This window comes from Amycolatopsis kentuckyensis, assembly GCF_041679295.1.
GTDB classification, from domain to species: domain Bacteria; phylum Actinomycetota; class Actinomycetes; order Mycobacteriales; family Pseudonocardiaceae; genus Amycolatopsis; species Amycolatopsis kentuckyensis_A.
Map to the genome: position 1 here is coordinate 17,907 of NZ_JBGDMD010000011.1, position 25,279 is coordinate 43,185.

At 71.0% G+C, this 25,279-nt stretch carries 19 protein-coding genes; 11 read left to right on the top strand and 8 right to left on the bottom strand.

Annotated elements, in window-relative coordinates; all coding sequences use genetic code 11:
* Positions 1 to 535 precede the first annotated feature (535 nt).
* The 4 genes from ACERZO_RS38445 to ACERZO_RS38460 are packed head-to-tail and all read left to right on the top strand — an operon-like array spanning position 536 to position 5,338.
* On the top strand, positions 536 to 1,912 hold the full coding sequence (locus tag ACERZO_RS38445) for an ABC transporter substrate-binding protein (RefSeq protein WP_372670924.1): 1,377 nt from the start codon (positions 536 to 538) through the stop codon (positions 1,910 to 1,912).
* The gene (locus tag ACERZO_RS38450) at positions 1,890 to 2,864 is read left to right on the top strand and encodes a carbohydrate ABC transporter permease (protein WP_372670925.1); all 975 of its coding nucleotides are present in this window, start codon (positions 1,890 to 1,892) and stop codon (positions 2,862 to 2,864) included. Before ACERZO_RS38445 ends, ACERZO_RS38450 begins: the two co-directional genes overlap by 23 nt.
* Positions 2,861 to 3,730, top strand: coding sequence for a carbohydrate ABC transporter permease (locus ACERZO_RS38455; RefSeq protein ID WP_372670926.1), 870 nt, complete (start codon positions 2,861 to 2,863; stop codon positions 3,728 to 3,730). Before ACERZO_RS38450 ends, ACERZO_RS38455 begins: the two co-directional genes overlap by 4 nt.
* Before the next feature lie 30 nt (positions 3,731 to 3,760).
* Positions 3,761 to 5,338: a glycoside hydrolase family 13 protein gene (locus ACERZO_RS38460; protein ID WP_372670927.1), complete on the top strand. Its 1,578-nt coding sequence runs from the start codon at positions 3,761 to 3,763 to the stop codon at positions 5,336 to 5,338.
* A 93-nt stretch (positions 5,339 to 5,431) separates the two neighbouring features.
* Here the strand turns inward: ACERZO_RS38460 and ACERZO_RS38465 are convergent, their stop codons facing one another.
* Positions 5,432 to 6,766: an LVIVD repeat-containing protein gene (locus ACERZO_RS38465; protein ID WP_372670928.1), complete on the bottom strand. Its 1,335-nt coding sequence runs from the start codon at positions 6,764 to 6,766 to the stop codon at positions 5,432 to 5,434.
* 94 nt (positions 6,767 to 6,860) lie between these two features.
* On the opposite strand from ACERZO_RS38465, the gene ACERZO_RS38470 reads away from it, so the two are divergent.
* Positions 6,861 to 8,303, top strand: a complete 1,443-nt coding sequence (locus ACERZO_RS38470) for a peptide ABC transporter substrate-binding protein (protein ID WP_372670929.1) — start codon at positions 6,861 to 6,863, stop codon at positions 8,301 to 8,303.
* A gap of 64 nt (positions 8,304 to 8,367) precedes the next feature.
* On the opposite strand, the gene ACERZO_RS38475 is transcribed toward ACERZO_RS38470, so the two are convergent.
* The 7 genes from ACERZO_RS38475 to ACERZO_RS38505 all read right to left on the bottom strand — a co-directional run bounded on the left by ACERZO_RS38475 (position 8,368) and on the right by ACERZO_RS38505 (position 18,464).
* Complete coding sequence (locus tag ACERZO_RS38475) at positions 8,368 to 11,571, bottom strand: arabinosyltransferase domain-containing protein (RefSeq protein WP_372670930.1); 3,204 nt, start codon at positions 11,569 to 11,571, stop codon at positions 8,368 to 8,370.
* A gap of 223 nt (positions 11,572 to 11,794) precedes the next feature.
* Positions 11,795 to 12,529: an SDR family oxidoreductase gene (locus ACERZO_RS38480; protein ID WP_372670931.1), complete on the bottom strand. Its 735-nt coding sequence runs from the start codon at positions 12,527 to 12,529 to the stop codon at positions 11,795 to 11,797.
* A gap of 59 nt (positions 12,530 to 12,588) precedes the next feature.
* Complete coding sequence (locus ACERZO_RS38485) at positions 12,589 to 14,481, bottom strand: S8 family serine peptidase (RefSeq protein WP_372670932.1); 1,893 nt, start codon at positions 14,479 to 14,481, stop codon at positions 12,589 to 12,591.
* 129 nt (positions 14,482 to 14,610) lie between these two features.
* Positions 14,611 to 15,498, bottom strand: a complete 888-nt coding sequence (locus ACERZO_RS38490; RefSeq protein ID WP_372670933.1) for an NADP-dependent oxidoreductase — start codon at positions 15,496 to 15,498, stop codon at positions 14,611 to 14,613.
* 295 nt (positions 15,499 to 15,793) lie between these two features.
* Positions 15,794 to 17,185, bottom strand: a complete 1,392-nt coding sequence (gene lpdA / locus ACERZO_RS38495) for a dihydrolipoyl dehydrogenase (RefSeq protein ID WP_372670934.1) — start codon at positions 17,183 to 17,185, stop codon at positions 15,794 to 15,796.
* A gap of 49 nt (positions 17,186 to 17,234) precedes the next feature.
* Positions 17,235 to 17,996, bottom strand: coding sequence for a lysophospholipid acyltransferase family protein (locus ACERZO_RS38500; protein WP_372670935.1), 762 nt, complete (start codon positions 17,994 to 17,996; stop codon positions 17,235 to 17,237).
* Between the two features lie 63 nt (positions 17,997 to 18,059).
* Complete coding sequence (locus ACERZO_RS38505; RefSeq protein WP_372670936.1) at positions 18,060 to 18,464, bottom strand: nitroreductase family deazaflavin-dependent oxidoreductase; 405 nt, start codon at positions 18,462 to 18,464, stop codon at positions 18,060 to 18,062.
* A gap of 216 nt (positions 18,465 to 18,680) precedes the next feature.
* Here ACERZO_RS38505 and ACERZO_RS38510 point away from each other — a divergent pair, with 216 nt between their 5' ends.
* The 6 genes from ACERZO_RS38510 (at position 18,681) to ACERZO_RS38535 (ending at position 25,279) form a co-directional block, all read left to right on the top strand.
* Positions 18,681 to 19,721, top strand: a complete 1,041-nt coding sequence (locus ACERZO_RS38510) for a LacI family DNA-binding transcriptional regulator (RefSeq protein WP_372670937.1) — start codon at positions 18,681 to 18,683, stop codon at positions 19,719 to 19,721.
* 83 nt (positions 19,722 to 19,804) lie between these two features.
* Positions 19,805 to 20,938 (top strand): DUF993 family protein, encoded by a 1,134-nt coding sequence (locus tag ACERZO_RS38515; protein ID WP_372670938.1) that lies wholly within the window; start codon positions 19,805 to 19,807, stop codon positions 20,936 to 20,938.
* On the top strand, positions 20,938 to 21,750 hold the full coding sequence (locus ACERZO_RS38520) for a sugar phosphate isomerase/epimerase family protein (RefSeq protein WP_372670939.1): 813 nt from the start codon (positions 20,938 to 20,940) through the stop codon (positions 21,748 to 21,750). The genes ACERZO_RS38515 and ACERZO_RS38520 overlap by 1 nt, the downstream gene beginning before the upstream one ends.
* 822 nt (positions 21,751 to 22,572) lie before the next feature.
* On the top strand, positions 22,573 to 23,235 hold the full coding sequence (locus ACERZO_RS38525) for an IclR family transcriptional regulator (protein ID WP_372670940.1): 663 nt from the start codon (positions 22,573 to 22,575) through the stop codon (positions 23,233 to 23,235).
* Between the two features lie 46 nt (positions 23,236 to 23,281).
* The gene (locus ACERZO_RS38530) at positions 23,282 to 23,992 is read left to right on the top strand and encodes a response regulator transcription factor (protein ID WP_372670941.1); all 711 of its coding nucleotides are present in this window, start codon (positions 23,282 to 23,284) and stop codon (positions 23,990 to 23,992) included.
* Positions 23,993 to 23,995: 3 nt separating this feature from the next.
* The gene (locus tag ACERZO_RS38535) at positions 23,996 to 25,279 is read left to right on the top strand and encodes a sensor histidine kinase (RefSeq protein ID WP_372670942.1); all 1,284 of its coding nucleotides are present in this window, start codon (positions 23,996 to 23,998) and stop codon (positions 25,277 to 25,279) included.

A 25,279-nucleotide genomic window follows, 5' to 3' on the forward strand; every position in this document is an offset into this window, starting at 1 on the left:
GTCGTTCACCGCGCCGGACGCCCTGAACGAGTCGTTCATGGCGTGTGGGCGCCAGGCGGCCGCCGCGCGCGCCACCTGACCGGAACCGCTGTGGCCCGAAGGGTGCGACGGCTCGCGAGCCGTCGCACCCTTTCGCGCGCCAGGACTCAAAGCGCCCCAAGGCCGCCTTGGTTGCGTCTCACGCACCGAAGGCCGCATTGGTTGCGTCTCACGCACCGAAGGCCGCCTTGGGGCGCTCGAGTAGGTGCGCTCCCGACTCGCGCGAACGTTGCCCCGCCACTCTTCCGCACGGGCGGCAGCGACCCCTGCGGCCCGCTGCCCCCTCCGAAGAGCGCGCCAGCTCCCGAAGCCGTCGCGCCCTTCGGCACGCCCCGGTCACGCCGCTTGCACACCCCTGCGCCCTGCCGGACACCAGACACCCGCAGCCTGTTCGTAACTTGCAACTTCTCGTCGTCTTATTGCGTCGATCTGCTTCAACACTTTAGAGTGACCGCAATCACGTGACAGCCGTCGCGACCCCGAGAAGAGGCTTGAGATGAGCAGTCCCTGGTCCCGATCCGCGTCCCGCCGCACGTTGTGCCTGATCGCCGCGGGAGGGTTGGCACTCTCACTGGCCGCCTGCGGTGACGGGGACACCGCCGCCCAGCCGGGCGGCAAGGTGAAGATCACGGTCACCGGCCAGCCGCCGACCAGCCAGCCGTTCGAGCGCAGCGTGTTCGACGCCGACGTCAAGGAGTTCGAGGCTGCCCACCCGAACATCGACATCGACCCGCACGAAGGGTTCATGGACCCGAAGACGTTCTCCGCGAAGCTCGCCGGCGGGCAGCTCGAGGACGTCTACTACGTCTACTTCACCGACCCGGCGCAGATCATCGCGCGGCACCAAGCCGCCGACATCACGGAAGCCGCGAAGAGCGTTCCGCACATCAACGACATCAAGCCGGAACTGCTGGACAACTTCCGGGACTCCAGCGGCAAGCTGTACGGCCTGCCGACCATGAACTACACGATGGGCCTGCTCTACAGCCGCCCGCTGTTCCAGAAGGCCGGGCTCGATCCCGACAAGCCGCCGGCCACCTGGGACGAAGTCCGCGAAGACGCGAAGAAGATCGCCGCGCTGGGCAACGGCGTCGTCGGGTACGCCGACTACAGCAAGAACAACCAGGGCGGCTGGCACCTGACCAGCTGGCTGTACTCCCTCGGCGGCGACATCGCCCGCAAGGACGGCGACAAGTGGGTCGCCGACTTCGACAACGAAAAGGGCAAGCAAGCCCTGCAGTACCTGCACGACATGCGCTGGACCGACAACTCGATGGGCGCCAAGCAGCTCCTCGAGGCCACCGACGTGCAACGCATGATGGGCGCCGGCCAGCTCGGCATGTACATGGCCGCCCCGGACAACGTCCCCGTGCTCGTCAAGCAGTTCAACGGCAAGTACGAGGACTACGGCGTCGCCGGCATGCCCGGCGGCCAGGGCACGCTGCTCGGCGGCGAGGGCTACATGATCAACCCGAAGGCCTCGCCGGAGAAGGTCAAGGCGGGCCTCGAGTGGATCCAGTGGAAGTACCTCAACCCGGACCGCTTCGAGAAGCACATCCAGCAGTACGTCGACGGCAAGCAGCCGGTCGGCCTGCCCGCCGAGCCCACGCCGGACGTCTGGACCGGCTCGGTCCGCGACCAGCAGCTGGCCCTGAAGGCCAAGTACGCCAACGTTCCCGCGAAGAACTACCAGTCCTATGTGGACACGACCAGCAAGATCAAGGGCAGCATCGAGCCGCCGAACGCGCAACAGATCTACGCCGCGCTCGACAGCGTGATGCAGGCCGTCCTGACCGACCAGAACGCGAACCTCGACCAGCAGCTGTCGTCGGCCGCTTCGAAGGTCAACAGTGTCCTCGCCCAGGTCAAGTAGCCTGCTCGCCTGGCCCGCGACGTCCTCGTCGCGGGCCAGGCGCCCGGCTGCCTCGCCGGAAGAGCGGCGCCGCACCCGGCTGCGGCGGAAGATCAAGGAGAACCTCACCGCGTACGGCCTGCTCTGCGCCGCGCTCGTGGTGTTCGCCCTGTTCTCGTGGTACCCGATCGTCCGCGGCGTCCTGCTGAGCTTCCAGCAGGTCGACTTCGTCAACGCGCCCACGTGGGTCGGGTTCGACAACTTCCAGCGCCTCTTCGACGACCCGCTGTTCGGCGTCGCCTGGCGCAACACGCTGCTGTTCACCGGGCTGGCGCTGGTCTTCGGCTTCGCCGTCCCGTTCCTGACCGCGGTGCTCCTGAACGAACTGAGGCACGCCAAGGCGTTCTTCCGCCTCGCCGTCTACCTGCCGGTGATGCTGCCGCCGGTCGTGACGGCGCTGATGTGGAAGTGGTTCTACGACCCGGGTCCCGGCCTGTTCAACTCCGCGCTCGGCGCGGTCGGCCTGCCCGGCGGTCAGTGGCTCGACTCGAGCGGCACGGCGATGCTGTCGCTGGTCTTCGTCTCGACGTGGGCCAACATGGGCAGCACCACGCTCATCTACCTGGCCGCGCTCGGCACGATCCCCGGCGAGCTCTACGAAGCCGCGGAACTCGACGGCGCCGGACTGTGGAAGCGGCTGCGGCACGTGACGTTCCCGCAGACGCGGTTCGTCCTGCTGGTGCTGCTCCTGCTGCAGATCGTCGCGACCATGCAGGTGTTCACCGAGCCGTACGTGATGACCGGCGGCGGCCCGGACGATTCGACGGTCACCGTGCTCCTGCTCCTGTACCGGTACGCCTTCGTCTACAACGACTTCGGCTCGGCGAGCGCGATGAGCCTGCTGCTGTTCGTGGCGCTCGGCGTGTTCTCCGCGTGGTACGTCCGGCTGACGCGGAAGGCGGACCAGTCATGAGGACCCTCGTTTCGCCCGCCGCGCTGCGCAGCCCGAGCGGCAAGGTCGTCTACGGCGTCGTCTTCGCCTGCACGCTGGCGATCTTCGTCCTCGCCTTCATGTTCCCGCTCTACTGGGCGGTCACCGGCGCGATGAAGTCACCGCAGGAACTGGCCGCGACGCCGGCGACGCTCGTCCCGCACGAGTGGCACCCGGAGACCTTCGCCGACGCGTGGAACCAGCTGAGCCTGGGCAAGTACTTCCTCAACACCCTCGTCGTCGCCGGCGGCGCGTGGCTGGCGCAGCTGGCCATCGACGTCCCGGCCGCGTTCGCGCTGTCGAAGCTGCGGCCGAAGTTCGGCAACGTCGTGCTCGGGCTGATGCTGGCGACGCTGATGCTGCCGGCCACGGCGTTGCTCGTCCCGACGTACGTGACGGTGACCGACCTGCCGCTGGTGCACCTCAACCTGATCAACTCGCCGACCGCGGTCTGGCTCCCGGCGGCCGCGAACGCGTTCAACATCTACCTGCTGAAGCGGTTCTTCGACCAGATCCCGGACGAGCTCATCGAAGCGGCGCGCATCGACGGCGCCGGGCCGGTGCGCACGCTCTGGCGGATCATCCTGCCGATCTCGCGGCCGATCCTGGCCGTGGTGTCGATCCTCGCGGTGGTCACCGCGTGGAAGGACTTCATCTGGCCGCTGCTGGTGTTCCCGGACACCGAAAAGCAGACGCTCTCGGTGATGCTGCAGCGGGTGGCGATCGACATGCCGCTCAACGTGCTCGTCGCCGGGATGGTGCTGGCCAGCCTGCCGATGGTCGCGCTGTTCCTGGCGTTCCAGCGGCAGATCCTCGCCGGGCTGACCGCCGGCTCCATCAAGGGCTGAACTCCCAATCGACTCAGGAGGGGCACTTTCGTGACCGACAAGACCGGCTGGTGGCGGAGCGCGGCCATTTACCAGGTGTACATCCGCAGCTTCGCGGACGGCAACGGCGACGGCGTCGGCGACCTCGCCGGCGTGCGCGCCCGGCTGGACCACCTGGCCGACCTGGGGATCGACGCGATCTGGTTCACCCCGTGGTACCCGTCCCCGATGGACGACGGTGGCTACGACGTCGCCGACTTCCGCGACATCGAACCGCTCTTCGGCACGCTCGCCGAGGCCGAGGAGCTGATCGCCGAGGCCCACGCCCGGAACATCCGGGTGATCATCGACATCGTGCCCAACCACTGCTCCGACGAGCACCGCTGGTTCCAGGCCGCGCTGGCCGCGGGGCCGGGATCGCCGGAGCGGCAGCGGTTCTGGTTCCGGCCCGGCCGGGGGCCGGACGGCAGCGAACCGCCCAACAACTGGAAGTCGCGCTTCGGCGGGTCCGCGTGGACGCGCGTGCCGGACGGCGAGTGGTACCTGCACCTCTACAGCTCGCGCCAGCCCGACTTCAACTGGGACAACCCCGAAATCCGCGCGGAGTTCGAGGACGTGCTGCGGTTCTGGTTCGACCGCGGGGTCGACGGCTTCCGCATCGACGTCGCCGACGGCCTGGTGAAGGACCCGGCGCTGCCCGACGTCGAAGACGGCGACGAGACGCCGTTCTCCGACCAGGAGGGCCTGCACGAGATCTACCGCTCGTGGCGCAAGATCGTCGACAGCTACCCGGGTGAGCGCGTGCTGGTCGGCGAGATGTGGCTGCCGGACATGTCCCGGGCGGCGCGCTACCTGCGCCGCGACGAGCTGCACTCGGCGTTCAACTTCGACTTCCTGGTCTGCCCGTGGGACAGCAAGCGCTTCCGGGACGTCATCGACCGGACGCTGCGGGCGCACGACGAGGTCGGCGCGCCGGCGGCGTGGGTGCTGTCGAACCACGACGTCACGCGGCACGTGACGCGCTACGGCCGGCAGGGCGACACGGGGTTCTCGTTCGCGAACCGGCTGCACGAGCTGCCGGTGGACCTCTCGCTCGGTACCCGGCGCGCGCGGGCGGCGGCGCTGCTGACGCTGGCCCTGCCCGGCGGCCTGTACGTCTACCAGGGCGAAGAGCTGGGGCTGTGGGAGGTCCTGGACATCGCCGACGAGCTGCGCCAGGACCCGGTGTGGGCCCGCACGAACGGCGCCGACCCCGGCCGCGACGGCTGCCGCGTCCCGATCCCGTGGTCGGGCGACGAGCCGCCGTTCGGCTTCGGTTCCGGCGGCACGTGGCTGCCGCAGCCGGAGGAGTGGAAGGCGTACACGGCTTCGGCGGAAGCAGCGGATCCCGACTCGATGCTGTCGCTGTACCGCGACGGCCTGCGCATCCGGCGCGACCTGCCGACGGGCGCGCTGGAGTGGCTCTCGCTCGGCGAGGCCGTGCTGGCGTTCCGGATCGGGACGGAGTTCACGTTCGCGCTGAACTTCTCGGCCTCGCCCGTGCCGCTGCCGGCCGGCGAAGTCCTGCTGGCCAGCGGTCCGCTGGACGGCGAGCTGCCGACGGACACGGCGGTCTGGCTGCGCGGCTGAAGACGCACCGGAGGCCGTCGCCGAGCGGACTCGGCGGCGGCCTCCGGTGGATCAGCCGAAACGCGCCCACGGCGCGCGGCCGGGGCACGCCCGCTACTTCGTGAGCTGCAGGACGTCGATGCCGCGGGCGTTGTCGGCCACGTAGACGTACTTGCCGTGCCAGTACGGCGCCCACGCGCTCGCGTCGCCCGGGCGGTAGTACGCGATCTGGCGCGGGTTCGTCGGGTCGCTGACGTCGAGGAACCGCGTGCCCTGCGAGTAGAACGACTGCACCAGGATCTTGCCGCGGACGTCGAAGTAGTGCGCCGAGCAGTCGTCCGACGCCGGGTCGCTGCCCTCCTGGCCGTTGACGCTCCACGTGCCGACGCTCTCCAGCCGGAAGGGCTGCGAAGGCGTCGAACGCCAGCCTTCGCCGTGGTACGAACCCTTCAACGACGAGATGGTCAGGACGCCGTCGCCCGCGCAGCCGTCGACGAAGTTCTCCTCCGTCGCGTAGATCAGGTCCTGGCCGCGCCACGCGCCGTCGCCGATGCGGTGGCCGGCCGGGTGGAAGCTGTTGTGCATGAACCGCGAGGGCGCGGCCGTCTCGGCGATGCCGCCGCCGGCGTACGGGATCGGTTCGTGCGCCGTCGCGCGGCGAACCTTGTTGGTCAGCGGGTCGCGGTGGACACCGTTGGTCCAGTAGCCGCGCACGCCGCCGCGGCCGGACACCCAGGCCACGCCGGCGTCGTCGACCTGGACGTCGTGGACGTAGTCGGTCTTGCCGTCGTTGCGGGCCAGCTCGATGGGCTGCGGGTTCACCTTCGGGTGCCGCGGGTCGCGGATGTCGGTGACCCAGATCGGGCGGCCGCCCCAGTCGGCGGGCTGGTCGTCGGCCTTCGCCGGGCCACCGGTCCAGAGGTAGCGGCAGCCGTCGACGCAGCTGGTCGTGTGGCCGGCCGGGACCTTCGTGTAGCTGAGGATCGCCGGGGCCTCGGGCTTCGAGACGTCGACGACGTAGATGCCGGACTCGCCGGTGTGCGTCGTGCCGCCGAACGCGCGCGGGTCGCGGGAGAGGAACACCAGCTTGCGGACCGGGTCGACCTCGGTGTCCTCGGTCTCCCACAGCCCCGGCAGGCTGACCTGGCCGACCAGCTTGGGCGCGGCCGGGTTCTTCGTCAGGTCGTAGACCTTGAGCCCGAACTCGCCGGACACGACCATGACGTCGCGGCGGCCGTAGTCGAGGAAGTTGACCGAGATGGCGCCGGCGGCGTCCGGGACGCTGCCGACGGCCTTGACGTTCTTGATCGCCCCCGGGTCGCCCAGGGTGCGCGCGGCCGGGACCGCGGGCTTGTCATCCTCGCCGCAGGCGGCGGCCGGGAGTCCGGTCGCGACCAGCGTGGCGCTGACGGTGACGGCGGCGAAGCACGACCGGAGCCAGGTGCGCACGAAACCTCCCAGAACGCGTGTCCAGCGAACGGTACGACGGAGATCAACCGGACACAACCACCTTTGGTTGCCTCCTGGCTGGTAGGACTGGCCCATGCGCCTGCTCGCCCTGCTCGCCGTCGTGGCCCTCGCCGTCACGGGCTGTACCGCTGCCGACCCGGCCCGGCCCGGTGTCCTGTCCGCCGGCCTCCGGGAGCCGGCGACGCTCCTGCCGGCCGACGTCACCGACCAGGCGGGCCGGCTGGTGACCGGCGCGCTGTGGACCCCGCTGGCCGACTACGACGCGGCGACCGGCAAGGTCACCCCGCGCGCGGCCGAGTCGATCGAGAGCACCGACCGGGTGCGCTGGACGGTCAAGCTGCGGCCGGCGAAGTTCCACGACGGCACCCCGGTCACCGCTCAGTCCTATGTGGATACCTGGCAGGCGATCGCCGGTTCGCATTGGTCTTCATCTGTTGTCCTGACGAAGTTGTTGCGCGCCCGCTCGATCACAGCGTCCACTCCGGACACGATCACGCTCGTCCTGGACCGGCCGTCGGGTCAGGTGCCCGCGTTGCTGTCCGCACCGGGCCTGGTGCCGCTGCCGGCGTCGGTGCTCGCGTCCCGCGACTGGGCCGGCTTCGCGAAGACGCCGATCGGCAACGGCCCGTACCGGCTAGAGGGCCCGTGGCGGCCCGGCTCGGGCGGCACGCTGAAGCGCGTCGGTCCCGGGAAGGCCGAGGAGATCGACCTGTGCGTCGGTGACCCGGCGACCCAGTACGACGCAGTCAAGGCAGGCACGCTCGACATCGCAACCGAGGTCCCGGGCGAGAAGCACGACGCGATGCACACCGACTTCGCCGACGACCACCACGCGACGTGGGCGCTCCCGCAGGCGGGCTACCTGGCGTTCCCGGTGACGAACCCCCGATTCGCCGACGCGACGGTCCGCCACGGCTTCGCGCTCGGCATCGACCGGGCGGCGCTCGAAGCGGGCCCGCTCGCGCACCAGGCCGACCCGGCCAAGGCCCTGCTGCCCCCGGCGGACGCACCGGGCGAGCGATCGGGAACGTGCCGCCCGTGCAGCTTCGACGCGGCGGCGGGGAAAGCATTGCTGCACCAGGCATCCTTCCCCGGCGGCGCGACTGTCTACTTCGCACCGTCCACGGAGGAATGGACGCGCGCACTCGTGGTCGGACTGCACAAGTCCCTGGACGTTTCGGTGACGGCCCAGCCCGCACCGGGCGCGGCGGACGGTCCGTCCACACTGGACGTATCGCTGGCGACGGCGAGCCCGTACGAACTGCTGTCGCTGCTGGCCTCGGCGTCCGGGTACACGGACGAGGTGTTCCGCCAGAACCTGGCGCTGGCGGACGCGGCGGCAACACCGGAGGAGGCGGGCGAGCTGTACCGGCTGGCGGAGAACCAGCTGCTGCGGGACCTGCCGGTGGCCCCGCTGTGGTCGGGCCACGGCCACGCGGTGTGGTCGGCCCGAGCGCACGACGTCACGACGACGCCGTTCACCGGCCCGGTGCTGGCGGGAATCGGGGTTTCGTGACCTGGGATCCCGCACCTCTGCCCGAGGCGGCGGCCTTGTTTTCGCGAGCCGGGCTCGGAGGTCGCTAGCGTGTGGCCGTGGTGCCGTTCGGCTGTGTGGGTCCCGGACCCGGTGACCACCAGCCCCAGACGGTCTTCTCGCCGTGCACGACATGAGGTGGCTGCCCGGTTGCGTACGGCTGGACGCGCATCAGCTGGCCCCACGGCTGCCCCGGCGCCCCCTCCAGGTAACTCGGCACTTCGGGCTGGTCGGCCACCTCTTCGAGCCAGCCGAGCGGGCCGCCGTGGGCGTTGCTCGCCCAGTTCGCCTCCGACTGGAGGGTGCCCGCGGTGATCCGGTACGCCGGTACCTCGGAGATCCCGTCGTGCGACGCCACGGGGTTCATGCGCGGGTACACGAACGCCGCGGGCCAGTCGAGGTAAACCGGTGCGGCTCCGACCCGCTGGGTCAGCGTCGTGAACGTCGGGATGCGCGGCGCCGTCACGGCGACCCAGCCGTCCGGGGTGACGTCGTCGTCCTTCGCGACCACGCGGACCAGCGTGACGTCCTTCGGCAGGTCACCGATCCCGATCCGCTCGTCGGCCCACTTGCCGGTGCTCGACGGGTCACCGCTCGATTCGGTGTCCGACCCCGGGGCGTGCACCTGGTCCGATTTGACGACCTCGACCCCCGCCGAGGTCAGCGTGCCGAACTCGAACCAGACGCTCTCCGCCTTGCCGGCCTTGGCCGCCACCGCGACCGCGAGCTGCGCGTCCGCCCGGTTGCCCGGCAGCTGGTACCAGGACGTGCGCAGGCGGCCGGTCCGCTCCTCGGCGCCGTAGCTGCTCCACATCGGCAGGGTGCTCGTGCTCAGCCCGTTCGGCGGGTTGTCGAGCGGGTCGTCGCCGGACTTCGCCTTCGGGTGGAACCCGGCGGAAGTCGTGTCGTTGTCCTGGTCGGCCGGCGGCAGCCCCGGCTTGACCGGCCGCTCCCCGGCCGGCACGGTCCGCGCCGGAACCGGCTTGAGCACGCTCGAGGCCGGGTCCTTCTCGACCATGACGTGGTCGGAAAGGTTGCCGCTGCTGGTGAACAGGTGCGCCACGTTCGCGGCGCCGAGGCTGTAGCTGTGCCACTGCTTCTGGATCGCCTTGCCCATGCCGGCGAATTCGAACGCCACGACCACGCCGCACACCACGACGAGCGAGATCGAACCGAGCTTCAGCGCGCGCAGCCGTCGTTCCCGCGTCGGCGGTGGCAGCGGCCCCGGCCGCTGCGCCCGCACGTTCTCCACGAACGCGATCACCGCGGCGACCGCCGCCGCGAGCAGCAGCAAGGTCGACAGGTGGTAGCCGTGCAGCGACGGCGCCTTGTCGAACCACGGCACGCCGATGCTCGAGACGAACCAGTACGCGTTCGGCCCGGTCACCGCGAGCGCGGCCACCACCAGCAGCCCGGCCGTGAACGCGGCCCGGTTGCGCTTCGACCGCAGCACCGCCGAGCTCGTGGCGAGCGCGGTGAGCGCGGCCATCGCCGAACCGACCGCCGCGAACGCGCCGAAGTGGTGCGTCCACTTGGTCGGGGTCAGCGCCAGCAGGAGGAAGAACAACGCGGTGGTACCGATCAACCGCCGGGCCGGGCCGAGCGCGGCGCCCTGGATCCGGCCGCGACGCAGCAGCACGACCAGGCAGGTGCCGGTGCACAGGATGAGCAGCAGCACCGGGAACCGCCGCGTCAGCGAGCCGTCGGCGTTGTCGGAGAACAGCAGCTGGTACCGCGAAAGCTCGTTGTACCAGGGTTCGCTCGGGCCGACCCTGCCGCGCAGCCGGGTCGCCTCCGCCACGGTGGCGAACGTCTGGTCGGCGAACACGACGACGAGCACGATGACCCCGGCGGCCGCGATCGGCGCGAGGACCGCCGCCCAGCCCGCTTCCCGCACCCGGGCGCGCAGCAGCTGGACCAACGGGCGCGCGGCCACCAGGAAGGGCGCCACGGCGATCAGGGCGGTCGGGGTCGCGGCCAGGGCGAACGCGGCGGCCACCAGGCCGAGGCACAGCGGCAGCAGGCGCCGCGTGACGAGCGCCCGTTCGACCGCGCACAGCGCGAGCAGCGAGCCCAGCGCGGCCCACGGCTCGGGGCGCACCCCGTTGTTGAACGGCAGCCACCAGACGAGGAACACCATCGCCGCGGCCCAGCTCGCCGCCGGGCTCTGGCGGACCTGGTTGCCCAGCCGCGGGATGACCTCGCGGCTGATCAGCAGCCAGCAGATCACGCCGATGAGGAACGACGGCAGCCGGATCCACGGCGGCACCGTGGAGACCGTCGCCATCAGCTCGTAGATGTGGTCGTTCCAGCCGAACGGCGCCTCGGCGACCCCGAACCACCGGTGGTAGTTGGTCAGGTAGCCGACCTGCGACGCCACTCTGGCCATGGTCAGGATGTAGCCGTCGTCGGAGGTTCCCGGCCCGATGAAGACCCAGGCGCCGAGCACCCCGACGACCGTGAAGTCGCGTTTCGTGAGCTTCCACCAGCCGACCGGCGCCCAGCGGGGCGCCCGCCGAGCGCCGCCGCGGTCGAGCCGGTTCACCGCGATCAGGCAGCCGATCAGCGCGAGCACGCCGACGATGCCGACCCCGGTCTTCAAGGCCGTCGGCGCGGACTGGTAGCGGGTGTCCGGGGTGATCGACACGCGCAGCCCGGCGATCGGATCGCTCGCCGACGTGATGTCGGTGTAGATCCCGACGACCCGCGGGCGCACGTCGCCGCCCGCGTCGTACACGGCCGTGCCGCCGACGGTCAGCGTGGTGTGCGTCGCCGACGAGGAGAACCGGACGTCGCACCCGGTCGCGGGCAACGGCTGGCTGGCGACCTGCCGGCCGCGGCTGAACGCGGTCAGCACCCCGTGCTCGACCCGCAGGAACATCCCGGCACCGTTCCCGGTGCGCGCGCCCGGAACGGTGGAGAACAGGGTGCCGCCGCCCGGCTTGCGCGCGTCGACCGCCCGGATCGTCGGGCACGGCAGGTCGGCGCGCATGTCCTGCGCCCAGTAGCCCGTGAGCGGGGCGTTCACCGGGCGGGTGTCGGTGCCGGCGGGCCAGGTGATCTCGGCGGTGTCCTGCACCACCGGGAGCAAGGGGGAGGCGAGCGCACAGCCCGCGGCGAGAATTCCCAGCACGATCACCAGCCGGCGCCACAACCGGGTATTCGTCCGGTTCGCGGCGCCGGTGCCGGGTCGCCCTGAATCGGGCACCTCGGCGGAGATGAACGTGGATATTCCGCCGAGCGTCTGCATCGGGCGGACGCTATCACGCTGTTCAAGGGTGGATCAGGACCCCTCCGAACCGGTCCCGATCGACTGGCGCCACACGAGCGGCACTGCGGTTTCCCTTGCTGCACCTTACAATCACGGGCCGCGCCGCTCGCCGGTTAATTCGGTGCGAACATCCGGCGACCGCGCCGGCGGATTGTGAACGGCGCGTTTCGGAATGTCCGGTACATCAGGGAATTCGGACGCGCTAACCGCGTCCGATGAACGGCATCGTGGTCGCGGTGATGGTGAGGAACTGCACATTGGCGTCCAGCGGCAGCCCCGCCATATACCGCACCGCGGAAGCGACGTGCTCGACGTCGAACGTCGGCTCCGCCACGACCCGGCCGTCCGCCTGCGGGATGCCCGCCGCCATGCGCTCGGTCATCTCCGTGGCCGCGTTGCCGATGTCGATCTGGCCGCACGCCACGTTCCACGCCCGGCCGTCCAGGGAAATCGAGCGGGTCAGCCCGGTGACAGCGTGCTTCGTCGCGGTGTAGGCGACGCTCGCCGGGCGCGGGACGTGCGCGGAGATGGACCCGTTGTTGACGATCCGCCCGCCCTGCGGGTCCTGGTCGCGCATGAGCCGGACCGCCTGCTGCGCGCAGAGGAACATCCCGGTGAGGTTGACGTCGACGGTCCGCTTCCAGTCCTCGACGGACAGATCCGCGACGGTCCCGGCGGCCCCGATGCCGGCGTTGTTGAAGAGCAGGTCGAGCCGCCCCCACTCGGTGCGAACCGCGGAGAACAACCCGGCGACCGAGTCCTCGTCGGCGACGTCGGTGGGCACGACGAGGGCGCTGTCGAAGCCGGCCGCGGTTTCCTCGAGAGCCTTGGCGCGCCGCCCGGCCAAGGCCACGGACCAGCCGTCGGTCAGCAAAGCCCGGGCCACCGCGCGCCCGATGCCCGAACCGGCCCCGGTGACCACCGCTGTCTTCGCCATGTCCCGACCCTAACGAAAAGAGGGCCCGGCAAGCACCGGGCCCTCTTCCGCGAGAAAACCTACTTCGGCTGGACACCCAGCGCGGCCAGGGCCGGGCCGGCCATGATCACGCCGGTGCCCGTCACCGTGTCGAAGCCGGGCGCGCCCAGGTCGATCGCCGAAGACAGCAGCGCCGAGCGGATCTGGGCCGGGGTCGCCGTCGGCTTGCCCGACAGCAGCAGGGCCGCGATCGCCGCCGCGTGCGGGGCCGCCGCCGACGTGCCGTAGAACGGCTGGAAGCCCGCCACCGACGTCGCCACGCCGTCCGCCGCCGTGATGTCCGGCTTGTTGCGGGTCGTGCCGCCCGTGGAGGACACGTTGCCCGGCGTGATCGCCGACCCGTCCGCGTTGTAGAACAGGTGACGCTTGCCGTCGGAGGAGAAGCGCTCCCACTTGCTCGACGCGCTGAACTGGCCCGGGTACGGGCCGGCCGGGTTGGCCGGGTCACCGGTCTCCAGCGGGCGGGTGAACGCGCCCGCCGCCGGGGCCGCCGCCACGCTGAACGCGTTCGCCGCCGCCGAGTGGCCGTTCGTGACGCCGTTGGTGCTGAACGCCTTGAGCGAGCCCGAGGCCACGAACCGGCCGCGGATGACGTTCAGCGCGATGAACCGGTCGGCGCCGCTGTACTTGACCACCGCGACCTTGTAGCCGGAGCCGGTGGTGGGCACCGAAGCGATCTCGTACGGGTTCTGCGAGCCGGACTGGCCGTTCTCGCTGGAGGCCACGACACTGCCCGAGGAGTTCAGGATGAACAGGTCGTAGTCGTTGGCGGACTTGCCCCACGGGTCGGACCAGAACAGCGTGACCGGCTTGCCGAGCGAGCCCGCCGAAAGCGCGTCGAAGTTCTGCGTGGTGCTGCTCGGGTCGAAGTCGTGCGGGGTGCCGGTGACGCCGCTGATCTTCGACGACGACGCGCGGAAGTCGCCCTCGTAGTAACCGCTCGTGCCGTCGGTCGCGTTGCCCGAGTTGCCCGCCGAGGAGAAGTACAGGACGCCGGCCGCGGTGACGTCGTTGACCGCCTGCGCGACCTGCGTGTCCTGGAACGGCGACTCGTCGAAGTAGGACACGTCGTCGACGATGATCGTGCAGTGGCCGGTGGTGCGCAGCGCGCGGATGTTCGCGGCGAAGCTGGCCTCGCTGGTGAACGCGGTGGCGAAGCCGAGGGCGGCGTTCGGCGCGAGGTCGTGGATGATCTCCAGCATCGCGGTGCCTTCGTCGCCGCTGCCCTTCTGGCCGGACAGGACGTCCACAGTGGGCAGTTCGCCGGCGCTCTGCGACTTGGCGAGCGAGTCGACGCCGTCGGAGAGGACGCAGACCTTGACGCCGGAGCCGCTGACGCCGTAGGTCGTGCGGGCGGCGTCGGCACCGTGCGCCTTGTCGCCTTCGGACACCTGCGTCGCGGCGGCGGCCTGCACGGCGGCATCCCGGTTCGCGGACTCGCTCCAGGTGGTCGCCTGCGAAGCGGGCCGGACCTCGGCGACGTCGGCGCGCCCGGCGATGGCGTCCACGGCGGCCAGCGGCAGGTCGGCGCGGACGGCGCCACCCGCGGCGTAGCGGACGGTGCCGCCCGCGGCCTTGACGGCGCTCGCGACGGCCTGGTCGCGGCTGGCGGCGATGTCGACCGAGACGGTGCCGGCGGTGCTGACGCCGACGCCGGAGCGGTAGTCGGGCAGCTTCGCGGCGAGCGACCGGTCGGCCCGCAACCGCTTCTCCACGACGAGTTGGCTCGATTGCTTGCGCTCGGCGGGGGTCAGGCTCTTCTTGATGCCCTGCAGCGCGTTGATGCCCGCCTCGGTGCGCGCGGCCGCCGCGTCCACGGTGGACGGCTGCGCCGCGGAAACCCCCGTGGTCAGCAGCAGGGCGCCGACCGTCAGCGGAACCGCGTGCGCGGCGACCCGGCTGAATCTCACCATCGATTTCTCCCTGAAGGCACTCGGCCGTATGACACCCAACCGGGTGTAATGGGGAGAATCTAAGTAGTGACCGCCCGGTGGTCCACCGACCAAAGTCGGGAACGTCCGGGCGCCCACATGCTGGAACGATCAGGGAAACATGAGAACGATTTTTCCGCGCCCGTGCCCGGTCTCGATCTCCCGATGCGCGGCCACGGCCTCGGTGTACGGGTAGGCCCGGCGCACGTGGAACCGCAAGTCACCCTTCGCGTAGAGGGCGGCCAGCTCCGCGAGCCGGGAAGCGGAGCGTCCGGACTTCGAGACGAGCACCCCGAGATCAGCGGCCCGATCGTGGTCGACGAGGGTGAGAATCCGCGACCTGTCTCTCACCAATTCGAGTGAGACGTCGAGCGCGTCCCCACCAGCCCCGTCGAGCACGACGTCGACCCCCAACGGCGCAAGGCGGTCCCGCAACTCCGGGCCGTAGACGACGGGCGTGGCACCCAGCTCGCGGAGGTAGTCCTGGTTGGCCTCGCTCGCGGTGCCGACAACGGTGGCACCGGCGAGCTTCCCGAGCTGAACGGCGGCGGTACCGACGGACCCGGCAGCGGCGTGCACGAGCAAGGTCTCCCCCGCGGTCACCCGGAGCACCTCGAGAGCGATCGACGCGGTCTGGGTACCGGCGGTGAAGCCCCCGGCGACATCCCACGGCATCCCGGGCGGCTTCGGAGTGACGTCCCCGACGGGAACGACGATGTACTCGGCGCAGGCCTGCACGGCGGTGAAGCCGAGAACTTCGGTCCCGGCCGCGAGCTCACCTTCATCGACAACGCCGGCGAACTCATTACCGGGAACGCGCGGCCAACCAAGATTGAGATGCGGAGGTTCCCACCCAGCCCGCACGGCGGCATCGAAGGGCTGGACACCGGCGGCTTTGACGCGCACGCGAACCTCCCCGGGCCCGGCGTGCGGCTCGGGGAGATCGAGAACGCGAAGAACCTCGGGACCACCGAACTCGGTGAAGGCAACGGCTTTCATGCCCCGAGTCTGATACTTCGAGTTACCTTGAAGTCAAGACTGCGAGTTCAGGCCACCGGTCTTTCCACCGAGCGGCCTTGCGTTCGAAGACTTCAGGCGGCGCGAGCCCGTGAAGGGTTACGCGACAGGAGGCCCTGAAGCCGAGCGCAACCTGCCAAACCAGCCACAAAGCCCACACTTCCCCGCCCCCGATACGAAGCCGCAGTACACGGCCACCGGGTCGGGTCAAGGCACGCTTTCCCGCCTTGACGCGAGCCGGTGGCCGTAGTGACAATGGGGCATCGGGGCAGCGGAATCACATGTTGATCATGTGCCCAGCAAGCCCATGAACAGCTTCCTTGACGGCTTCACCAAGAGTCGGATGAGCATGAACGTTCCGAGAGACCTCATGAACGGTCAAATCCCACTGCTGAGCCAAGGTCAACTCGGGAAGCAGTTCAGTGACATCAGGCCCGATGAGATGCCCCCCGATCAGCTCCCCATACTTGGCATCACTGATCAGCTTGACGAACCCACCGGCATCCCCCAACCCCTGAGCCTTCCCATTGGCCGTGAAGGGGAACTTGGCGACGCGAACGTCAAAGCCCTTCTCCCGAGCCTGAGCCTCAGTCCACCCGAAGCTGGCAATCTGAGGCTGACAGTAGGTAGCCCGAGGAATCATCGGGAAGTCAAGCTCCATGGTCTCGACACCAGCGATGGTCTCAGCAGCAACAACCCCCATCGACTCGGAAGCATGAGCCAGCATCAGCTTCGCGGTGACATCCCCGATGGCGAAGATGTGCGGAACATTGGTCCGCCCACGCCCATCAATGGCAATAGCACCGCGTTCGGTAAGAGCAACGCCGGTCTTCTCCAGCCCATAACCCTCGACCCGAGGCTGGAACCCGATGGCCTGCAGAACCTTGTCGGCGGAGAGAACCCGCTGCCCATCCTTCTCCGACGAAACAGTGACCTGCACAGAAGAACCGGAGTCGTCGATGGCCTCGACCCGAGTAGAGGTAAGCACCTTGATGCCCAGCTTCCGATACCGCCGAGCAAGCTCAGCCGAAACCTCGGCATCCTCCAAGGGCACCATCCGATCGAGGAACTCGACGATGGTGACATCGACCCCGTAGTTGTGCAGCACGTAAGCGAACTCGACCCCGATGGCCCCCGCACCGGCGATCACGATGCTGGCAGGCAGCTCACTGGAGAGGATCTGCTCTTCGTAAGTAACCACTCGCGAGCTACGCGAAGTCCCCGGAAGCAACCGAGTAGTGGCCCCGGTGGCGATGATGCAGTGATCGAAGGTGATCTGCGACCCGTTCACCTCGAGCGTGTGGTCGTCGACGAAAGTCCCGTGCCCGTCGAACTCGGTGATCTTGTTCTTCTTCATCAAGAAGTGCACGCCCTTGACGCGCCCGTCGGCGACCTTCCGGCTCCGCTCGTAGGCGGCCGTGTAGTCCACCCGGATCGGACTGTCGGAAGAGATCCCGAACGCCGCGGCCTCCTGGGTCACGACGTGCGCGAGTTCGGCGTTGCGCAGCAGCGCCTTCGACGGGATGCACCCGACGTTCAGGCACACCCCACCCCAGTACTTCTCCTCGACCACGGCGGCGCTCAGTCCCAGCTGGGACGCGCGGATCGCCGCGACGTAGCCACCGACCCCGGCCCCCAGCACGACGACATCGAAGTGTTGTGCACTCATACGCCCGAAACTACCCCTTCGGCCGGGTCCGGGCGGGGTGACGCGGACCTCACGCGGCGGCGGGGCGCTCCTCGCCGCGGATCGTCTCCAGCAGCGACGTCACCTCGCCCATGATCCGGGCCGTCGCCTCCTCCAGCACCTCACGCGTGAGCGGGCGGTCACGCAGGTCCGAGAGGTCGACCGGCGGCCCGGCGACCAGCTCGACGGTCTTGCGCGGGAACCCGCGCGGGAACCACGCGGTCGACGGCAGCAGGCGGTGGGTGCCCCAGTTGGCCACCGGGATCACCGGCGCGCCGGTCTCGAGGGCGGCGCGCACGAGGCCGGTCTTGCCGCGCATCGGCCAGCCGTCCGGGTCCTTCGAGAACGTGCCTTCCGGGAAGACCGCGACGCACTCGCCCGCCCGCACGGACGCGACCAGGTCGCGGTAGGCCTCGGCGGCCGTCGCCGCGCCGCGGTACACCGGGATGTGCCGGCCCGAGCGCATCACGCGGCCGACCACCGGCAGGTTCCACAGCGACGCCTTGGCCAGGTACCGCGGCACGCGGCCGGCGGCGAGGCAGAACGCCGTCAGCGTCGTCGGGTCGGCGAACGACAGGTGGTTCGACGCCACCAGCACGCCGCCGGTCTTCGGGATGTGGCGCGAGCCCCGCACCCGGAACCGGGTCGTCTGGGCGAGGAACTGCCAGACGACCTCGATCGCGAAGCTGTACCAGGCGCCCCGGCCGGCGCGGGCGAAGCGCCGGCCGTAGGCGATCATCTGGCGTCGGGTGAGCAGCTCACCTTCGGTGTCCAGGGCGGTCCAGCGATCCATGGCTGTCATTCGTAGCCGACGGACGGCCGGATCGGCCCCCGCGCGCGCGGAACGCGGCGCAGATCACACCCGCTCGAGAACCACGACAGGAATTTCGCGGTCCGTCTTCTTGGCGTATTCGTTGTAGTCCGGCCAGACGGCGGCGAGCTTTTCCCACAGCTTCGCGCGCTCCTCACCCTCGGCCGTGCGGGCGCGGGCCTTGAACTTGTCGGCCTTCACCTGCACGCCGACCTCGGGGGTTTCGAGGAGGTTGAAGTACCAGCCGGGGTGGTTCGGCGCGCCGCCCTTGGAGGCCACGATCACCGGGTTGCCGTCGACTTCCTGGTAGATCAGGGCGAACTTGCGCTCCTGGCCGGTCTTGCGGCCCTTGGTGGTCAGCACGAGCGTCGGGACACCGTCCTTCCAGTCGTGGCCGACCTCGCCGTCGGTCTCCTCGTAGCGGCGGACGTGCTCGTCACCGAACAGCATGCGTGTTCCTTTCGCGGTCATCGGGGCAGTGGCGTACAAACCACTTGAAGGTTCTCCTTGTTTTCAACAAACCCACGGCCGCGGATCTTCCCGCGCAATTCACTCGAACGGGTCAGGTCCCCCGGCCAGCGGCTTCTCCCGGCCCACCCCCCTCCCAGTAGATTGCACCGACCGAGCACGCCGAGACACTCGAGACCGATCTTGGAGGAGCCAGCCATGAAGGCCCGGCCGCACGTGACACTGGAAGACGTGGCACGCAGCGCGAACGTCTCGCTCGCGACGGCGTCGCGGGTGCTCAACGGCACCGCGTCCGTCCGCGCCGACCTGCGGGAGCGGGTTTCCACCGCCGCGGCCGAACTGGCCTACGCCCCCAACGCGCACGCGCAGGCGCTCGCCGGGGGCACCCACCGGACGGTCGGCGTGATCTGCCACGACGTCAGCGACCCGTACTTCGCGGCGATCGCCGGCGGGGTGATGCGGGTGGCCACCGACAACGGGCTGCTCGTGATGCTGGCGGGCACCTTCCGCGACCCGGACCGCGAAGTCGCCTACGTCTCGACGCTGCGCGCGCAGCGGGCCGCGGCGATCCTGCTGATCGGCTCGGCGTTCGAGGACCGCGCGTGGGAACGCGCGATGGCCGCCGAGCTCGAGCCCTACCGCCGCGGCGGCGGGCAGGTCGCGGCGGTCAGCCGGCACCGCGGGCTCAAGATCGACACGGTGCAGCCGGACAACAAGGGCGGGGCCGCGGCGCTCGCGAAGGCGCTGGCCGGGCTCGGCCACAAGCGGTTCGCCGTGCTGGCCGGGCCGCGGAAGCTGAGCACCGTCATCGACCGGCTGGCCGGGTTCACCGACGGCCTCGCCGAGCACGGCATCACCCTGCGCGAGGACGACGTCATCGAGGGCGCGTTCACCCGCGACGGTGGCTACGAGGCGACGAAGCGGCTGCTCGCCGGCCGTAAGCGCAAGCTGCCGACCTGCGTCTTCGCCGTCACGGACGTGATGGCGATCGGCGCGATGACGGCGTTGCGCGAGGAAGGCCTGTCCGTGCCCGGGGACATCTCGGTGGCCGGCTTCGACGACATCCCGGTCGTCCGCGACCTCGCGCCGGCGCTGACCACGGTCCGGCTGCCGCTGGAGGAGCTCGGCGAACGGGCGATGGACCTGGCGGTCAAGGGGTCCGCGGGGACCCGGCCGCGGACCGTCCGGCTGTCGGGCGAAGTCGTCCTGCGGGACAGCACCGCGCGCCCCAAACGCTGACCCGGTCGGGCCTTGTCGTGCTCCGGCACAGGCCCTACCGTGGAATCGAGAAAGCGCTTTCTGACTCCCGCGGAGGTCACCCGATGCTCGTGCTCCCGGTTCCCGGCGGCGGGCTCGTGAACTGGTCACCGGCCGGCCCGCCGCGGCCGGAACCGCCGGGCACACCGCCGTCGTCGCGGATCGCCTACGCCGCCGTGCACGTCGTCGTGGACGCGCTCGCCGACGAGCCCGGCGCGATCGACTGGGACACCACCCTGGCCTTCCGCGAGCACCTCTGGGCGTGCGGGCTCGGCGTGGCGGAGGCGATGGACACCGCGCAGCGCGGCATGGGTCTCGACTGGGCGACCACCCAAGAACTGGTGACGCGCACCGGGGCGATCGCCGCCGGCCGCCGGTGGTGCGCGGGCGTCGGCACCGACCAGCTGCCCGCCGGGCCGGCCACGCCGGTGTCCATTGTGGACGCCTGGCGGGCGCAGCTGGACCTGGTCGGCGGCGCGGGCGCGGTCCCGGTCGTCATGGCGAGCCGGGCGCTGGCCGCCGCGGCGAAGGGCCCGGACGACTACCACGCGGCCTACGGGAAGCTGTTGTCCGAAGCGAGCGGCCCGGTCCTGCTGCACTGGCTGGGCGAGCAATTCGACCCGGCGCTGGCCGGCTACTGGGGTCACGACGACGTCCGCGCGGCGGCACGGGAGCTGGCCGCGCTCTGCGCCGAGCACGCGGGCACGATCGCCGGGGTGAAGGTCTCGGTGCTGGACGCCGAGGTCGAGACCGAGTTCCGGCGCGCGCTGCCCGCTGGTGTCGCCTGCTACACCGGCGACGACTTCCACTACCCGCAGCTCATCGCCGGTGACGACCAAGGGCACAGCGAGGCGCTGCTCGGCATCTTCGACCCGATCGCCCCGGTGGCGGCGGCCGCGCTGGCCCGGCTGGACGACGGCGACCGCGCCGGGTTCGCGGCCCTGCTCGACCCGACCGTGCCGCTGGCGCGCGAGATCTTCCGCGCCCCGACCCGGCACTACAAGACCGGCGTCGTCTTCCTGGCGTACTTGAACGGCCATCAAGACCACTTCCGGATGCTCGCCGGCAGCGAGTCGGCCCGCACGATCACCCACCTGGCCACGCTGCTGCGGCTGGCCGACGCGGCGGGCGTGCTCGCCGACCCGGACCTGGCGGTCGCCCGGATGCGGCCGGTGCTGCAGGTCGCGGGGGTGGCGTGATGGACCCGCGGTTCAGCCTCAACCAGATCACCACCAAGGCGTGGTCGCTGCCGGAGGCGGTGGCCGGGTGCGCCGCGGCCGGCGTCGGGTGGATCGGGCTGTGGCGGGACAAGGTCGCGGAGACCGGCGCCGAAGAGGCCGCGCGGCTGCTGAAGGCGCACGGGGTCCGGGTTTCGTCGTTGTGCCGCGGCGGGTTCTTCACCGGCGTAACGCCGGAGGGGTCCCCTGTGGACGGCGTGGCGCAGACGCGGGAGGCGATCGACGAGGCGGCGACGCTGGGCGCCGACGTCCTCGTCTTGGTGGTGGGCGGGATCGCGGGCAACGACCTCGCGGCGTCCCGGCAGCGGGTCGCGGACGCGGTGGGCGAGCTGGCCCCGTACGCGGGCGAACGCGGCGTGCGGCTCGGGCTGGAGCCGCTGCACCCGATGCAGTGCGCGGACCGGTCGGTGCTGTCCACTGTGGACCAGGCGCTGGCGATCGCGGCCGAGCACCCGGCCGGGCAGGTGGGAGTGATCGTCGACGAGTTCCACGTGTGGTGGGACCCGCGCATCGAGTCGTCGATCGCGGCGGCGGCGGGCCGGATCGCCGGGTTCCACGTGTGCGACGTGCTGGTGCCGCTCCCGGACCCGCTGCTGGGGCGCGCGTTGCCGGGTGACGGGCCGATCGACCACCGCCACCTGCGCGCGGCCGTGGAGGCGGCGGGGTACACGGGCCCGATCGAGGTGGAGGTCTTCAACGCGGATCTTTGGGCCCGGCCGGGCGCGGAGGTGTTGGCCGAGGCGGTTGCGGCGTTCGAGCGACACGTCGCCTGAGGGACGCCCGGCCCGGATGACGTGAATGACTCATTCATGTCGCCACACGCCGGGGCTCCGGCAAAGTCGGGCGGGGCGATGCTCCGCCCGGCACCACCGCCCGGGGAACGCCGGGCCGAAGAGGCGCTTCGGCAGGATGCCGAGCTTCGATGGTCATGAACGACTCGTTCATCGCATCCGGCGAGGTGAACGACTCGTTCATGCCATCCGCCAACCCCGCCTGAACGACTGCCCACCGCATCGCCCCAAAAGCCGACGCCAAAGGCGAGAGGCCCCCGAGAACAGACACCGACGAGAACCCAGACTCCCCCGCACCCCGATCCGAAGCCACAACACGGCCGGCGGCGCCGGGTCAAGGCATCTTTCCCGCCTTGACGCGGTGTTGCCGGCCGTAGTCACCATGACAGCTTCGGGGTGCCGGAAGGCGCTTTAACAGGACAGCTGCCCCCGCCTCACCCCAAGCGCCATGACCCATTCAAGTCACCTGACACCAGGTCTCCACCAGCCGGGCGGGGCGATACTCCGCCCAGCACCACCGCCCACGGAACGCCAGGCCGAAGAGGCGCTTCGACAGAATGCCGAGCTTCGATGGTCATCAACGACTCGTTCATCGCATCCGGCGAGGTGAACGACTCGCTCACGACGTCGCCGACCGCCGCACCGGCCGCACCGGCCGCACCGATCCGACTTTGCCGGGACCCTGTCGCCACACGCCATGAATGAGTCATTCACGTCGTCGGGCCACTGCGACTTTCGAGCGACACGCGCCCGAAAAAGTCCACCTGGCGGTACGCTCAAACCACCAGGCGGACGGGGTCGCTCATGAAACCAGACGACGACGGATCGGTCCGCAGCGTGCTCCGTGCGTTCGACCTGCTCGCCCTCTTCACCGAACACCGCCGGACCTGGGCGGTCAAGGACCTCACCACCGCCAGCGGCCTGGCGAAGACGACCGTCCTCCGGCTGATCGCCACCTGTGAACAGCGCGGCCTGCTCTGGACCCGGCCGGACGGGCGGATCACCGTCGGGCCCGGGATGCTCCGGTGGGCGCAGCTGGCGAACACCGCCTGGCAGCTGCCCGAGCCCGTCCGCCAAGTGCTGCGCGACCTCGCCCGGGAGTGCCGCGAGACCGTCAACCTCTACGTGCGGAGCACCTCCGTGCTGGTCTGCGTGGCCCAGCAGGAGGGCCCGCTGGCCATCCGGCACGTCGGGCGCGTCGGCGACGAACTGCCGCTCGGCTTCGGCGCCGCCGGGCGCGTTCTCGACGGCTCCGAAGGGGCGGCGGTCAGCCACGGGGAGCCGGAAGCCGGCGCGTCCAGCGTCGCCGCGCCCGTGCACGACGGCGATGGGCGGGTGCTGGCGGCACTCGCGATCACCGGACCCGGCAGCCGGTTCGGGCCCGCCGAAGTCGCTGCGTTTACCGAAGCCGTCGCCGGGGCCGCACTGCGGATATCGCAGATCGGCCTCGGGACACGGGCGGAATAGGCCACAGTCGTCGGGATCCCGGCGGGTCGTTGGTTAGGCTCCCCGCATGCCGAACCTGCTGGTGGTGGAAGACGACGCGGCGATCGGCAGCGTGCTCGAATCGACCCTGCGACTGCACGGTTACCAGGTGTGCTGGCGCCGCGACGGCCGCACCGCGCTGCAGGCCGCCGACACCGGCGACTTCGACCTCGTGCTGCTCGACCTCGGCCTGCCCGACCTCGACGGCGTCGAGGTCTGCCGCCGCCTGCGGGCCGCCTTGCCGGCCGCCGTCCTGGTCATCCTCACCGCGCGGCAGGAGGAGATGGACGTCGTCGTCGGCCTGGACGCCGGGGCCGACGACTACCTCACCAAGCCGATCCGGCTGGGCGAGCTGCTGGCCCGGGTGCGCGCGCACCTGCGCCGCGGCGCGCCGGCCGGGGCCCGGCCGCCGGTGACCGTCGGCGGGCTGGTCGTCGACATCGCCGGCCGCCGCGCCACCGTGGGCGGGCGCGAGGTCGTGCTGCGGGCGAAGGAGTTCGACCTGCTGGCGCGGCTCGCCGAGCAGCCCGGGGTCGCCGTCAGCCGCGAGACGCTGATGTCCGAGGTCTGGGACGCCCACTGGTACGGCTCCACGAAGACCCTCGACGTGCACATCGCGGCGGTGCGCCGCAAGCTCGCGTCGGCCGCCGGGCCCGAGGTCGAGGTGCCCCGGATCGCCACCCTGCGCGGCCACGGCTACCGGCTGGAGGATCCCACGCGGACCCTCGCCGAGGGCTGAGGCGTGCGCCGCCGGATCACCTCGCTGACGGTGCTGGCCGCACTCGTCGCCACCCTGCTGTTCGCGCTGCCGCTGGGCTTCGCGGTGTGGCAGTACTACCACGACGACGCGAAGGGCGACCTGGAGCGGGCCGCGGACGCCACCGCGCTGACCGTGTCGGAAGACCTCAACGCCGGACGGCAGCCGGTCGTGCCCGCGCTCGACGGGGACGACGACGAAGTCGGCGGCGAAGTCGGGATCTACGCCCCGGACGGCCGGCTGCTCGCCGGGCGCGGGCCCGCCGTCGCCGGCCCGGTCGAGCGGCAGGCGGCCAAGGCGACGGTGGACGTCGTCCTCGGCCGCGAAGGCGACGAACTGGCGCTGGCGGTGCCGGTGGTCAGCGGCCCCCGGGTGACCGGCGTCGTCCGCGCGGCGACGCCGTTGTCCGACCTCCGGCTGCGGATTGTCCTGACCTGGCTCGGCATGGCCGGGCTCGCGGTCGCGACGACCGGGGTGAGCTGGCTGATGGCCCGGCGGTCCACCCAGCGGTTGGTGCGCCCGCTGGAGGAGCTCGCCGCCGCGGCCGAACGGCTCGGCGACGGCGACTTCACCGCCCGGTCGCCGCGGGCGGGCATCGCCGAGATCGACCAGGTCGGCGAGGCGCTCGACACCACGGCCGCCCGGATCGGCGAGACACTCGAACGCGAGCGCGCGTTCTCGGCGGAGGCGTCGCACCAGCTGCGGACCCCGCTGACCGGGCTGCGCCTGCAGCTCGAAGCCGCGTTGCAGACGCCGGCCGCCGACCCGTACGCGGCGATCCGCGCCGGGATCGCGTCCGCCGACCGGCTGGAACGCACGATCGACGACCTGCTGGCCCTGGGCCGGGAGCGCCGGGCGCCCCGGGCGGAACTCGACCTCGACGCCCTCCTGGACGAGCTCCGGCAGTCCGGCGAAGCCCTGCTGGCCCCGCGCGGGCGGACGCTGCGGATCGTCCGGCAGGACCCGCCGCCGGCCCGGGTCGCGGCCGCGGCCGTCCGGCAGGTGCTCGGTGTGCTGCTGGACAACGCGGTGACCCATGGGCGGGGCACCGTCACGGTGGTGGCCCGCGACGCCGGGGACACGCTCGCCATCGACGTCGCCGACGAAGGCCCCGACCTCGGCGAGACCGACCCGTTCGCGGCCGCGACCGGCGGGGACGGGATCGGCCTCCGCCTCGCACGCGGCCTCGCCGAGGCCGAGGGTGGCCGGCTGCGGCTGAGCAAGCCGGAGCCGCCGACGTTCACGTTGCTGCTGCCCGCCGCCGAGTAG

Coding starts and splice junctions, on each gene's coding strand:
- ACERZO_RS38470 (WP_372670929.1), top strand. CDS start 6,861: ATGCGCCTGCTCGCCCTGCTCGCCGTCGTGGCCCTCGCCGTCACGGGC.
- ACERZO_RS38520 (WP_372670939.1), top strand. CDS start 20,938: ATGGACCCGCGGTTCAGCCTCAACCAGATCACCACCAAGGCGTGGTCG.
- ACERZO_RS38480 (WP_372670931.1), bottom strand. CDS start 12,529: ATGGCGAAGACAGCGGTGGTCACCGGGGCCGGTTCGGGCATCGGGCGC.
- ACERZO_RS38490 (WP_372670933.1), bottom strand. CDS start 15,498: ATGAAAGCCGTTGCCTTCACCGAGTTCGGTGGTCCCGAGGTTCTTCGC.
- ACERZO_RS38505 (WP_372670936.1), bottom strand. CDS start 18,464: ATGCTGTTCGGTGACGAGCACGTCCGCCGCTACGAGGAGACCGACGGC.
- ACERZO_RS38500 (WP_372670935.1), bottom strand. CDS start 17,996: ATGGATCGCTGGACCGCCCTGGACACCGAAGGTGAGCTGCTCACCCGA.
- ACERZO_RS38485 (WP_372670932.1), bottom strand. CDS start 14,481: ATGGTGAGATTCAGCCGGGTCGCCGCGCACGCGGTTCCGCTGACGGTC.
- ACERZO_RS38510 (WP_372670937.1), top strand. CDS start 18,681: ATGAAGGCCCGGCCGCACGTGACACTGGAAGACGTGGCACGCAGCGCG.
- ACERZO_RS38445 (WP_372670924.1), top strand. CDS start 536: ATGAGCAGTCCCTGGTCCCGATCCGCGTCCCGCCGCACGTTGTGCCTG.
- ACERZO_RS38475 (WP_372670930.1), bottom strand. CDS start 11,571: ATGCAGACGCTCGGCGGAATATCCACGTTCATCTCCGCCGAGGTGCCC.
- ACERZO_RS38515 (WP_372670938.1), top strand. CDS start 19,805: ATGCTCGTGCTCCCGGTTCCCGGCGGCGGGCTCGTGAACTGGTCACCG.
- ACERZO_RS38525 (WP_372670940.1), top strand. CDS start 22,573: ATGAAACCAGACGACGACGGATCGGTCCGCAGCGTGCTCCGTGCGTTC.
- ACERZO_RS38530 (WP_372670941.1), top strand. CDS start 23,282: ATGCCGAACCTGCTGGTGGTGGAAGACGACGCGGCGATCGGCAGCGTG.
- ACERZO_RS38455 (WP_372670926.1), top strand. CDS start 2,861: ATGAGGACCCTCGTTTCGCCCGCCGCGCTGCGCAGCCCGAGCGGCAAG.
- lpdA (WP_372670934.1), bottom strand. CDS start 17,185: ATGAGTGCACAACACTTCGATGTCGTCGTGCTGGGGGCCGGGGTCGGT.